Source organism: Actinomadura alba, assembly GCF_014323705.1.
Classification (GTDB): domain Bacteria; phylum Actinomycetota; class Actinomycetes; order Streptosporangiales; family Streptosporangiaceae; genus Actinomadura_C; species Actinomadura_C alba.
Genome location: NZ_JABVEC010000058.1, coordinates 1 through 12,734, shown reverse-complemented (window position 1 = coordinate 12,734; position 12,734 = coordinate 1). Strand labels below are relative to the sequence as shown.

Annotated in this window: 11 protein-coding genes; 10 read left to right on the top strand and 1 reads right to left on the bottom strand. The window is 68.0% G+C overall.

Translation table 11 applies throughout. The annotated features are described in order from the left end of the window. Nucleotides 1-96 precede the first annotated feature (96 nt). The 8 genes from HKK74_RS37415 to HKK74_RS37380 all read left to right on the top strand — a co-directional run bounded on the left by HKK74_RS37415 (nt 97) and on the right by HKK74_RS37380 (nt 9,896). Nucleotides 97-1,287, top strand: a complete 1,191-nt coding sequence (locus HKK74_RS37415) for an amino acid ABC transporter substrate-binding protein (RefSeq protein ID WP_222723214.1) — start codon at nt 97-99, stop codon at nt 1,285-1,287. A gap of 111 nt (nt 1,288-1,398) precedes the next feature. Continuing rightward, nucleotides 1,399-2,277 carry a branched-chain amino acid ABC transporter permease gene (locus HKK74_RS37410; RefSeq protein WP_187248175.1) on the top strand — a complete coding sequence of 293 codons (879 nt, stop codon included), beginning with the start codon at nt 1,399-1,401 and terminating at the stop codon, nt 2,275-2,277. After that, nucleotides 2,274-4,169: a branched-chain amino acid ABC transporter ATP-binding protein/permease gene (locus tag HKK74_RS37405; protein WP_222723213.1), complete on the top strand. Its 1,896-nt coding sequence runs from the start codon at nt 2,274-2,276 to the stop codon at nt 4,167-4,169. The genes HKK74_RS37410 and HKK74_RS37405 overlap by 4 nt, the downstream gene beginning before the upstream one ends. Nucleotide 4,170: 1 nt before the next feature. Beyond that, nucleotides 4,171-4,944: an ABC transporter ATP-binding protein gene (locus tag HKK74_RS37400; protein ID WP_187248174.1), complete on the top strand. Its 774-nt coding sequence runs from the start codon at nt 4,171-4,173 to the stop codon at nt 4,942-4,944. Nucleotides 4,945-5,032: 88 nt separating this feature from the next. Then, a complete protein-coding gene (locus HKK74_RS37395) occupies nt 5,033-6,091 on the top strand; it encodes an alpha/beta hydrolase family protein (protein WP_187248173.1) in 1,059 nt (352 codons plus the stop codon). Between the two features lie 112 nt (nt 6,092-6,203). Then, entirely contained in the window at nt 6,204-7,172 is a 969-nt protein-coding gene (locus HKK74_RS37390) for an NAD(P)-dependent oxidoreductase (RefSeq protein ID WP_187248172.1), read from the top strand. Beyond that, nucleotides 7,169-8,413: a M24 family metallopeptidase gene (locus HKK74_RS37385; RefSeq protein WP_187248171.1), complete on the top strand. Its 1,245-nt coding sequence runs from the start codon at nt 7,169-7,171 to the stop codon at nt 8,411-8,413. Before HKK74_RS37390 ends, HKK74_RS37385 begins: the two co-directional genes overlap by 4 nt. 22 nt (nt 8,414-8,435) lie before the next feature. Then, a complete protein-coding gene (locus HKK74_RS37380; RefSeq protein WP_187248170.1) occupies nt 8,436-9,896 on the top strand; it encodes an NAD-dependent succinate-semialdehyde dehydrogenase in 1,461 nt (486 codons plus the stop codon). Nucleotides 9,897-10,057: 161 nt separating this feature from the next. Here HKK74_RS37380 and HKK74_RS37375 read toward each other — a convergent pair whose 3' ends face one another. Next, nucleotides 10,058-10,759, bottom strand: coding sequence for a cellulose binding domain-containing protein (locus tag HKK74_RS37375; protein WP_312882174.1), 702 nt, complete (start codon nt 10,757-10,759; stop codon nt 10,058-10,060). Nucleotides 10,760-11,256: 497 nt separating this feature from the next. Between HKK74_RS37375 and xynA the strand changes: the two genes are divergently transcribed. After that, nucleotides 11,257-12,240 (top strand): endo-1,4-beta-xylanase XynA, encoded by a 984-nt coding sequence (gene xynA / locus HKK74_RS37370; protein WP_187248168.1) that lies wholly within the window; start codon nt 11,257-11,259, stop codon nt 12,238-12,240. A gap of 282 nt (nt 12,241-12,522) precedes the next feature. Beyond that, the coding region (locus HKK74_RS39460; RefSeq protein ID WP_222723212.1) for a hypothetical protein at nt 12,523-12,734 on the top strand (212 nt) is incomplete at its 3' end.

Sequence of the window (12,734 nt, the reverse complement as noted above, 5' to 3'; positions counted from 1 at the left end):
CTCATGACCGCCTCACCTCCCTGGCAATCCCAGATCTCCACCGGGTCAGCGCTCACCCGTGTGCGTCGGCGGGGTCGAACTCGAAGAATCGTGGCGGTGGCCGTCGCGGCGGCCATGGCACTGGCGGCCTGCGGTCAGCGACCGTCCGAATCATCCGGAAGCGACACCGGGAAGCCGATCGTCATCGGCGCCTCCCTCCCGTTGACCGGCGATTTCGCCCAGCCCGGCGGCGAGGCGAAGCGCGGCTACGAGGTGTGGCAGAACATGGTCAACGCCAAGGGCGGCGTCCTGGGCCGGCAGGTCCAGCTCAAGATCACCGACGACGCGAGCAGCCAGGACACGGTCGTCGCCGACTACACGAAGCTGATCACGCAGGACAAGGTCGACCTGTTGCTCGGCACGTTCTCCTCGCTGCTGAACTACGCCGCCTCGTCGGTCGCCGAGAAGAACCGCATGGTGTTCGTCGAGCCGGCCGGCGGCGCGACCAACATGTTCACGCGCGGCTTCAAGTACCTCTTCTTCGCGCAACCGGCCAGCGCGCCGCACCAGGCCGACGTCTTCGTCGACTGGGTCAAGTCGCTTCCCGAGGCCGAACGCCCGAAGACTGCGGCGTACCCGATCCAGGACGACCCGTTCACCAAGCCGGTGATCCAGACGATGCAGAAGGACCTCGAGGCCCTCGGCGTCCGGACGGTCTACAGCTCGCTCTACCCGGCCGACACGACGAACTTCCAGACCATCGCCGGCACGCTGGCCGGCAAGAAGCCCGACCTGATCGCGCAGGGCGCGGTGTTCGAGGACGGCGTCGGGCTCGTACGGTCGCTCAAACAGCTGAACTACTCGCCGAAGGCCCTCTTCCAGACCTCGGCGCCCAGCAACGCCGGCCAGTACAGCGACGGGGTGGGCGTGGCCAACACCGAGGGCGTCTTCTACACGGTCAGCTGGCACCAGGATGCGACGACCCCGCTCAACTCCGAGTTCGTCGCCGCCTACAAGAAGGCCTACAACGCCGACCCGGCCGAGGACGCCGCCGACGCGTTCGCCGCCGCGCAGGTCGTGCAGGCCGCGGTCGAGAAGGTCGGCGCCATCGACCAGGACAAGATCCGGGACTGGCTGCACTCCAACACGGTGCAGACGATCCTGGGGCCGCTGAGCTGGAAGGCCACCGGAGAGCCGAACGGCAAGTTCCTGCTCGCCCAGTGGCAGTCCGGCAAGGCCCAGGTGGTCGCCCCGGCCGAGGTGGCGACGTCCAAGAACATCATCAACCCCAAACCGGCGTGGAAGTAGCCGTCGACACGTGAAGCGTTTCAGGGTCCGGCCGGCGGCGGCCTCGTCCGCCGGCCCCCGCGCCCACCCGAGGTGCGCAGCCGACTGCGCAGCCGACGAGGAGTTCGCAAGATGGCACAACTGACACAGGCGATCGCGCTGGGCCTGCTGATCGGCGGGGTCTACGCGCTGATGGCCTCCGGCCTCACCCTGATCTTCGGGGTCATGCACATCATCAACGTCGCGCAGGGGGCGTTCCTGGTCCTGATGGCCATGGTCACCTGGTGGCTGTGGCACGAGACCGGGATCGACCCGATCCTCGCATCGGTGATCACCACACCGCTCATGTTCGCCTTCGGCTGGGTGGCGTACCGCCTGCTGATCTCGCGGGTCCGCGGATCGTCCCCCTCGATGTCGATCCTGCTGACGTTCGGTTTCGCGATGGTCATCGAAGGCGTGCTGAACGTCACCGCCGGCAACAAGTTCAAGTCGGCCACGCCGTCCTACTTCGAGGAGTCGTTCCGGGTCGGATCGATCTCGCTGCCCAAGGCGCAGGTGTTCGGCTTCCTCGCCGCGATGGGCATCCTCGGCGTCCTGTTCTTCGTGCTGACCCGCACGTGGACCGGCCGGGCGATCCGCGCCGCCACGCAGAACCCCTCGGGTGCCGCCCTCGTCGGGGTCGGTGCCAGCGGCACGGCGGCTCTGGCGTTCGCGATCGGCAGCGCCACGACCGGTGTCGGCGGGTCGATCCTGTCGGTGCTCTATCCCTTCTTCCCCGCGTCCCACTACGACTGGATCTCGAGGCTGCTCGGGATCGTGGTCCTCGGCGGGATGGGCAGCCTGCCCGGCGCCCTCATCGGGGCGGGCATCCTCGGTCTGGCCGAGACGCTGACCGCGACGTACGGATCGCTGAGCTGGTCGACGCTGGTCTTCTACATCGTGATCATGGTCGTGTTGCTGGTCCGTCCGCAGGGCCTGTTCGGCGCCCGGCTCCGTGAGGACGTCACATGAACCGGCTGCGAGCGCTCCCCCGCGCCCATCTGATCGCCGGGCTCTGCCTGGTCGCGCTGCTGATGTATCCGGTCGTCAACCCGTGGGAGCCGTACCCGCAGGCGGTGCTGCTGCTGGGCTTCCTGCTGGCGATCCAGGCGTCGAGCTGGAACATCATCTCCGGGTACGGCGGCTACACCTCGCTCGGCCACAGCATGTTCCTGGGCCTCGGCTCCTACACGGCCGGCATCCTCGCCCTGCGGTGGGGCGTCAACCCGCTGTGGGTCGCCCCGCTCGGCGGGGTGACCGCGCTGGTCATCGCGGTGCTGATCGGCTCGGTGGTGCTGCGGACCCGTGGCCACGCGTTCGTGATCATCACCATCGCGATGCTGCTGGCGGCACAGATCATCGCCACCAACTTCCAGAGCCTCACCCAGGGATCGGACGGGATCACCCTGGAACTGCCCTTCTGGGGGCGTGACTTCCAGAACATCCCCTTCTACTACATCTTCCTGAGCCTGCTGGTGCTGACGGTCCTGTTCAGCGCCTGGCTGAGGCGTACCAAGTTCGGTGCCGGGCTGGTCGCGATCCGCGAGGACGAGGGCAAGGCCGCCTCGATCGGCGTCAACACCACCCGCTTCAAGATCGTGGCGTACGCCGCGAGCGCTTTCATGATCGGTACGGCCGGCGGCGTCTACGCGTACTACCTGACGTTCATCAATCCGATCGGGTCGTTCGCGATCCTCGGCAGCGTGCTCATCGTGCTCGCCACCCTGACCGGCGGTCGCGGAACGCTGTACGGACCGGTCATCGGCGCCTTCATCGTCAACCTGGTCAGCGAGGCGGCCACGGTCTACGGCGGCGGCAGCCAGTCACGCGTGCTGATCTTCGGGCTCGCCCTGATGCTCGTGGTCCTGTTCCTGCCGAAGGGCATCCTGCCGACCGTCGAGGCCTGGTGTCGCAGGCGTCACCCGGCGGAGGTGGAGTACACCGACCAGGCGGGTGCCCTGAACCGTGGACCGGTGACGACCCGCGAGCGGCCACTGCCCGAGGTCGTCGCCGCCGGTGTGGCGGACGAGGGAGCGCGCCGGCCCGGCTCGGGCGATGACCCACCCCTGCTCGACGTACGCGGGGTGTCGAAGAGGTTCGGCGGTCTCACGGCCGTCGACGGCGCCGACCTGACGGTGCGCCAGGGAACGATCACGGCGCTGATCGGGCCGAACGGGTCCGGCAAGACGACGCTGTTCAACCTGATCACCGGTGGAATGGCCGCCGACTCCGGCGAGATCTGGTTCGACGGCAGGCGGATCGACGGGATGCGACCCTGGAAACGAGGGCATCTGGGGCTCGGGCGCACCTACCAGGTGACCCGGCTGTTCAAGGAGATGACGGTCCAGCAGAACGTGGTCGCGCCCCTGCCCGACTCGCGCTGGCGGACGATGCTCTCCGACGCGGTGCACGGTCACGAGGCGGACCGGGCGAGGGAACTCCTCGACATCGTCGGTCTCGGCCGGATGGCCGACCAGCCCGCGGGGTCACTGTCCTTCGGGCAGCAGAAACTGGTCGAGCTCGCCCAAGTGCTGATGCTCCAGCCCAAGCTCATCCTGCTGGACGAGCCCGCCGGCGGAGTGAACCCCAGCCTGCTCGGGCGGCTCACCGAAGTGATCCGCGAGCTGAACGCCGCCGGCGTGACGTTCCTCATCGTCGAGCACAACATCCCTCTGGTCCTCGAGCTGTGCGATCCCGTCGTCGTGTTCTCCCACGGCGCGCCGATCGCCGAAGGACCGCCCGAACGGATTCAGGCGGACCCGGTCGTCCTCGACGCCTACCTCGGCGACGACTGGCGGCCGGCGGCGACGGATCCGCCCGCCCATCACTCACCGGGAACCGCGACAGGAGAGGTGGTGCGGTGACGTGCTCTCACTCAAGGCGGTCGTCGCGGGTTATGGCGGCGGCAGCGTGCTGCAGGGCGTCGATCTGGAGTGCCCCAAGCAGACGATCACGTGCATCGTCGGCCCCAACGGAGCCGGCAAGTCGACCGTGCTGCGGGTCATCAGTGGGCTGATCCGACCCAGCGAGGGCGAGATCAGCATGAACGGGGAGCCGATCGGCGATCAGTCGCCCGACCAGATCCTCCGCAGGGGCATCACCCAGGTGCCTCAGTCGCACGCCCTCTTCCCGGCCATGTCGGTGCACGAGAACGTCCTGATGGGCGGCTACCTGATCCGTAAGAACCGCGCACTGCTGCGGGAACGCCTCGACATGGTCAAGGAACGCGTGCCCCTCGTGGCGTCCCGGGCCCGTGACCACGCCGGGAATCTCAGTGGCGGCCAGCGCCGGATGGTGGAGATCGCACGGTGCCTCATGCTCGATCCCAAGCTGATCCTGCTCGACGAGCCGTCGCTGGGTCTCGACCCGCGCAGTCTCGCCGGCGTCGCCGATCTCATCCACTCGCTCCACAAGGACGGCACGACGGTGCTCCTGGTCGAGCAGAACGTCCGCCTCGGCCTCGGCCTGGCGACGCACGGCGTGGTGATGGAGGGAGGCAAGGTACGGCTCACGGGCACGGCCGCCGCGATCAAGGACGATCCGGAGATCGCGTCGCTTTACCTCGGTGGCACGAGGACGTCGCGGCTCCCGGACGGTGCGCCCTCGACGGGCCAGGGAACCGAGACCACCAGTGTCTGAGCGACCCGTTCGGCGACCGGTGCCCCACACTCGTTCGCACTCATTCGTACGACCGGCACGGCACGGCACGAAAGGCAGTTGATCGACCATGGATGAGCGAGTCTCCTCGGCCATCGCGCACTGGGCGCCCCGGTTCACCACGAACGGCGTGACCGTCTCCGACTTCGAACGGATCACCCGGGGGCTCGAGGACTGGGCCGGTTGGTGTGCCGCCTGGTCGTCGGTGGCGTCCGAGCACGAGGAACTCGGGCGCGACGCCCTCGCCGATGAGCGCTTCCTCTCGGCCGGCCGGCACCTGTCCCGTGCCGCGATCTACTACCACTTCGCGAAGTTCGTCTTCGTCGAGGATCTGGACCAGATGCAGCAGGCCCACCTGCGCGCGCTGACGTGCCTCATGGACGCTCTGCCGCACCTGTCCCCGCCGGGCCGACGGGTCGAGATCGACTTCGAGGGTTCCAAGCTCGTCGGCGTGCTGCGCCTGCCCTCCGCCCCTGGCCCGCATCCCGCGGTGCTGCTGCTGTCCGGGCTGGACTCGGCCAAGGAGGAGCAGCGGTCGGTCGAGGACTCGTTCCTCGACCGTGGGATCGCCACCTTCAGCGTGGACGGCCCCGGGCAGGGTGAGGCGGAGTACGACCTGCCGATCCGAGGGGACTGGTCGCAGCCCGGCGAGGCCCTGCTCGACGCGCTCGGCGCCCAACCGGAGATCGACGAGTCCAGGTTGGCGGTGTGGGGAGTCAGCCTCGGCGGCTACTACGCCCCCCGGGTCGCAGCCGCCGTCGGGGACCGGGTCAGGGCCTGTGTCGCCCTTGCGGGGCCGTACGACTTCGGCGCCTGCTGGGACGACCTGCCCGCCCTCACCAGGCAGACGTTCCAGGTCAGGTCGGGCGCAGGTTCGGACGAGGAGGCTCACCGCATCGCCTCGACGCTGAACCTGGACGGGTCCGCCAAGGCGATCAGCGCACCGCTTCTGGTCGTCTTCGGGCGCAAGGACCGGCTGATCCCGTGGCGGCACGCGGAGCGGCTGGCGGCCGAGGCCGGCGGTGAGGTGGAGCTGCTGATGCTCGAGGACGGCAACCACGGCTGCGCCAACCTCGCGCCCTGGCACCGTCCGTACACCGCCGACTGGGTCGCACGGCGGCTCCGCTGACGGCCCGCGGCACGGGCGTGGCGGCCCCCGAGCAGTGACTCGGCATGGGTGAAGCGGGCATAAACGGGCATTTCGTACGGCTGATGACAAACGATTGCAGAGGGTAGATCTCATGACTCAATCGACGGCAGACCCTTCCGGCCTTCGGGTCGGCTGGATCGGAACCGGCCGTATGGGCGTCGCGATGGCGGAGCGGCTCGCCAGGGCCGGCGTGGACCTCACCGCGTGGAACCGCACCATCGCCAAGGCGGAGCCCCTCAGGGACCACGGCGCCTCGGTGTCCGGCACGATCGCCGATCTGCGCGACCGGGACGTCGTGTTCACGATGGTCTCGGCGTCGGCCGATCTCGAGCAGGTGTTGCTCGGCGAGGGCGGGCTGCTCACCGATGGCGAGCACGTTCCCGGCATCGTCGTCGACTGCTCCACGGTCTCGACCGAGACGTCGGCCGCGATGCGCGAGGCGTGCGAGGAGAGAGGCGTCGACTTCCTCGCCGCACCGGTCAGCGGAAACGGCAAGGTCGTCAGGGCGGGCGAGCTGAGCCTCGTGGTCTCGGGGCCGCAGCGGGCGTACGAGACGGTGGCACACCTGCTGGAGCACATCGGCAAGTCGGCCACCTATGTGGGCGAGGGCGACACGGCCCGGCTCGTGAAGATCGCGCACAACCTGATGCTCGGCGTGGTGACCCAGACGATGGCCGAGATCACCGTGCTCGTCGAGAAGGGCGGCGTCTCCCGGCACGCCTTCCTCGAGTTCCTCAACAACAGCGTCATGGGCTCGGCCTTCACCCGCTACAAGTCCCCCGCCTTCGTGAACCTCGACTACACCCCGACGTTCACGCCGGTACTGCTGCGCAAGGACTTCGACCTCGGCCTCGCCGCGGCCCGGCGGCTCGACGTGCCCCTGCCGGTCTCGGCGGTCACCGCGCAACTCGTCCAGGCCAGCGTCGGCAGCGGCCGGGTGGACGAGGACTTCTCGATCCTGCTCGACCTGCAGGCCGCCGCGTCCGGGCTCGAGCTCAAACCCGAGAACGTCGCGGTCGACGACGGCCTCGGCGCCGCCCGCGAGGAGGATGACTCATGACGTCCGCCGCTCCGCTGCCCGCACCGGGGCACATGGGAGTCGACTACGAGCAGCGGGTCGACTTCGGCCGGCTCCGGGACTACCGGCTGAGCCGGGCGCGCGCGTCGCTCGAGGCGAGCGAGTGCGGCGCCTTCCTGCTCTTCGACTTCTACAACATCCGGTACGTCACGCAGACCTGGATCGGCGGGGCCCTCGGCGACAAGATGACGAGGTACGCCCTGCTGACCCGCGGCGGCGAGCCCATGCTGTGGGACTTCGGGTCCGCGGCGCGCCACCACCGCCTGTACAGCCCGTGGCTCGATCCGGCGAACTGTCACGCCGGCATGCTCGGCATGCGCGGGGCCATCGCGCCGACGGCCGGTCTCATGGTGGAAGCCGTACGACAGATCAAGGGCCTCCTCGAGGACGCCGGCGTGGCCGACGCCCCCGTCGGGGTGGACATCGTCGAGCCGCCGTTCCTGTTCGAGATGCAGCGCCAGGGTCTGACCGTGGTCGATTCGCAACAGCTGATGCTCGACGCGCGGCAGATCAAGTCCGCCGACGAGATCATGCTGCTCACCCAGGCCGCGGCGATGGTCGACGGTGTCTACCAGGACATCGTCGAAGTGCTCAAGCCGGGGATCCGCGAGAACGAGATCGTCGCGCTCGCGAACAAGCGGCTGTACGAGATGGGCTCGGACCAGGTCGAGGCCATCAACGCGGTGAGCGGTGAGCGGTGCAATCCGCATCCGCACAACTTCTCCGACCGGTTGATCCGCCCGGGCGACCAGGCGTTCTTCGACATCATCCACTCCTTCAACGGCTATCGGACCTGCTACTACCGGACCTTCAGCGTGGGCAGCGCGACGCCCAGCCAGCGCGACGCGTACACCAAGGCGCGGGAGTGGATGGACGCGTCGATCAGCATGATCAAGCCCGGGGTCGGCACCGACCAGGTCGCCGCCGTGTGGCCCGCGGCGACCGAGTTCGGGTTCGAGAACGAGATGGCGGCGTTCGGCCTGCAGTTCGGCCACGGCCTGGGGCTGGGCCTGCACGAGCGGCCGATCATCTCGCGGCTCAACAGCATGCGGGAACCCATCGAGCTCCGGCCGGGGATGGTGTTCGCGCTGGAGACGTACTGTCCGGCGAGCGACGGCTTCTCGGCGGCACGGATCGAGGAGGAGGTCGTCGTCACCGCGGACGGCACCCGCATCCTCACGCTGTTCCCCGCCCAGGATCTGGTCATAGCCAACCCGTACTGAGCCCATGATCGAAAGGCCTTCCATGGGAGACACGAACCCGGAATTCGTGAGCGACCTGCTCACCGACCTCTACATCGGCGGCAAGGCGGTGCCGGCGGGCGACGGCGGCCGCTTCGACGTACAGGACCCCGCGACCGGGGAGACCGTCGCCTCGGTGGCCGACGGCACGGTCGACGACGCGATCGCCGCCGTCGACGCGGCGGAGCGAGCGGCCTCGTCGTGGGCGGCCACGGCCCCGCGGGAGCGCGCCGAGATCCTGCGCAAGGCGTTCGAGCTGATGACCGAGCAGGCCGAGGACCTCGCCCGGCTGATCTCGCTCGAGAACGGCAAGGCCCTCATCGACGCGAGGGGCGAGGTGGCCTATGCGGCCGAGTTCTTCCGGTGGTACTCCGAGGAGGCCGTCCGGGGCGCCGGCTCGGTGGCCACGGCGCCGTCGGGTGCCAACCGGATCGTCGTGCTGCACCGGCCGGTCGGCATCTGCGTTCTCGTGACGCCATGGAACTTCCCGGCGGCGATGGCCACCCGGAAGATCGGCCCGGCATTGGCGGCGGGCTGCACCGTGATCCTGAAACCGGCGAGCGACACGCCGCTCACCGCACTCGCGATGGCCCGGATCCTGGCGGCCGCCGGAGTGCCCCCGGGCGTGGTCAACGTGCTGCCGGCCCGGCGCTCCGGCGCAGTGGTGTCGGCGATGCTGCACGACCCGCGGGTCCGAAAGCTCTCCTTCACCGGGTCGACCGAGGTGGGCCGGGTGCTGCTGCGAGAGGCGGCCGACCAGGTGATCAACACCTCGATGGAGCTCGGCGGCAACGCCCCGTTCCTCGTGTTCGCCGACGCCGACCTCGACGCGGCGATCGAGGGCGCGATGGTGGCCAAGATGCGCAATGCCGGAGAGGCGTGCACGGCCGCCAACCGGTTCTACGTCGAGTCGTCGATCGCCGGCGAGTTCGGCAGGAGGCTGGCCGAGCGGATGTCGGCACTGACCGTCGGCCCCGGCACCGAGGAGGCCACCCAGGTCGGCCCGCTGGTGAACCAGGACGCGGTCGACAAGGTGGACGAGCTCGTGCGCGGTGCGGTCGACGTGGGCGCCGAGGCGGTCGTCGGCGGCAACCGCCCGGATCGGCCGGGCTTCTACTACGACCCGACCGTGCTGGTGAACGTCCCCTCCGACGCGCCGATCCTGCGGGAGGAGATCTTCGGGCCGGTCGCCCCGATCGTCACGTTCGACGACGAGGACGAGGCGATCCGGCTGGCCAATGCGACGGAGTTCGGGCTGGTCGCCTACGTCTACACCGGGGATCTGGCTCGGGGGCTACGGGTGAGCGAGCGCTTCGAGTCCGGCATGGTCGGGCTCAACCGTGGCCTGGTCAGCGACCCCGCAGCGCCGTTCGGCGGGGTCAAGCAGAGCGGCATCGGCCGCGAAGGCGGCCACGAGGGCATGCTCGACTACCTGGAAACGCAATACGTCGCCGTCCAATGGTGACCCGACCAAAGAACCGAGCAGCACGGCCCAACGTGATCAGGCAATGGCGACAGCCACGCTTGCTGGCCGCTGGATTCACCATTGGGGGGCGGCACCCAACGCGCTAAGCTCCCGGCCCACCCACAATGGCGAGGGGTGGGTGGGCCAGGGAGCGCTGGCTGTCAGGCGCAGGTGTATCCGGACGGAAGTGCGGTGTTGCCGTTCGGGCGACTCGCCTGGAAGCCGACGCCGGTGGTGCCGGCTCCGGGGGCGAGGGTGCCGTTATGCCCGACGTTCCTGATGGTCACGGTCTGCCCGCTGACGGTGACGGCGCTGTTCCACGAGCCGGTCAGCGTGTGCCCGGCCGGCAGCGTGAAGGTGACCGTCCAGCCGGTGATCGTCGAGGTGCCGGTGTTGGTGATGGTCAGCGGCTGGATGACGTACCCGGTGGCCCACTCGGTCTGTACGGTCAGAACGGCCGTGCAGGTTCCGGTGGACGCGGCGGCCCGGGTGGTGACCTCCGCAGTGTTCGAGACCGGCGAGGTGTTACCCGCGGCGTCCCGTGCCCTGACCTGGTAGCGGTAGGTGGTGCTCGGGGTCAGGCCCGTGTCGCTGAACGAGGTCGTGGTCGAGGTGCCGACCTGGGTGAACGTGCCACCGCTCGCGCCGGGCGCGCGCAGGATGTCGTAGCCGACCAGGCCGGAGCCGCCCTGGTCGGTGGATGCGGCCCAGGTCAGCGTGGCGCTGATGGCGGTCACGTTGGACGCGGCCGGGGTGCCCGGTGCGCTCGGCGGGGTGGTGTCGCTGGAATCGTTGAGGGTCGGAGTCTGCCAGTCTCTCCACTCCGACAAATTGCCAAGCGCCCTGGGCGAGATCCTGATCACGCCAGGAGCATCGCCCGTCTTCAGCAAGAACTTCTGGATGTTCTGCTGCAGCGGGGTCCTCCATTCAGGCCTGTTGGCGCAGTGGTTACCGTCCTGAATCGGTGGCATTCACCGAGGACGCCGTTAAGCCACAACTCCTACCGCGTCAAGAAACGTGGAGAGCCCGCCGGCATCCGCCACGACGGGCCGGCCCTGATCATGCTCTACCCATCGCACCCCACGCAGCATGACCGAAAGTCCTCCGAAACTTTCGATGATGTCGGGCCCGGATTCTGAGCATTCGACAGCGGCTTTCACCGGCCAGCTTCGCACTCGATCGGCCAGGCAAGGCTATTGACCAGCCCAAATACTTCCTCAAGCATTCCCTGCCCAAGATCAAGTTTCCGATATGTTTCCGAAAATGTTGACTGCTCGACGGAGTCGAACTCATACTTTCGCCGGGTTCTCCCACGCTGCCCGGCCTCCCGGCCGGCCTTCACGAGGAGGGAAGCACGCACATGAACGACGCCCCCGCCCACCCGAACAGCCGCAGACGCGGCCGCACCAGGCTGCTCATCGGCCGTGCCTGGGCCGTAGCGCTGGTCGCGGTCATAACGATGCTGCCCGGCATCGCCAACGCAGCCATAACCTCAAATCAAACTGGCACCAACAACGGCTACTTCTATTCATTCTGGACCGACAGTCAGGGGTCGGTCTCCATGGAGCTGGGGTCCGGTGGCAATTACAGCACCTCATGGCGCAACACGGGGAACTTCGTTGCCGGTAAGGGCTGGAGCACCGGCGGACGTAGGGCCGTGAACTACTCAGGCAGCTTCAATCCGTCCGGCAATGCATATTTGACCCTCTATGGATGGACGAGAAACCCGCTCGTGGAATACTACATCGTCGACAACTGGGGAACTTATAGGCCCACGGGAACGTACAAGGGCACGGTCACCAGCGATGGTGGTACGTACGACGTCTACCAGACGACGCGATACAACGCCCCCTCCATCGAGGGCACCAGGACTTTCAATCAGTACTGGAGTGTCCGACAGTCAAAGAAAACCGGCGGAACCATAACTTCTGGCAACCACTTCGACGCATGGGCCCGTTATGGAATGAATCTGGGCAGCCATGATTACATGATCCTCGCAACAGAGGGATATCAAAGTAGTGGAAATTCCAATATAACGGTGGGCGGCTCCTCCGGCGGCGGTGGTGGCGGTGGTGGTGGCGGCTGCACCGCATCGCTGTCCGCGGGCCAGCAGTGGAGCGACCGGTACAACCTCAACGTCGCGGTCAGCGGCTCGAGCAACTGGACCGTGACGATGAACGTGCCGTCCCCAGCGAGGATCATCAGTACGTGGAACATCAGCGCCGACTACCCCAGCGCCCAGGTGCTGACCGCCAGGCCCAACGGCAACGGCAACAACTGGGGTGTGACGATCCAGCACAACGGCAACTCGACCTGGCCGACGGTCTCCTGCAGCGCAGGCTGACCTCCGAACACCTGTAGCCCGCACGGTCCCTGCCAGGTCAAGAGGCCCGCGCCCAGAGGGCGCGGGTCTTGCCCGTGGCCGGCCCCGCCAGGTCCAGAACGTGCAGGCAGCCCCAAGCTCGCATTCAGAACTCACAGAAGTCCGGCCACCGACCCCCGCCTCCAGTCACCGCCGGCCCACCTGTCTGCCTGCCGTGCCGCGAGCACCGGCCACTCGCGCCATAGTGCGATACTGCCGGGTCATCCAACTTCTCTATGGGTTACTGGATGTTACGTTGTGCCTATGGCGACGAAGCGGCGCCGTGGCCGCAAGGCGAACGCCGCCAAGCGGCGAGGCGTACACGAATCCTCTGCGCATTTCAGCAAGCACCACCCCCACAAGGTGGGTGTTGTTCCTAAGGCGAAAAAGGGGCGCCCTAGCCGCAAGGCAAACGTGGGTTATGTCCTTGTCCCTGATCCGATGACTGGCTCAGGGGTTCGTCAGGAGTATCTCGC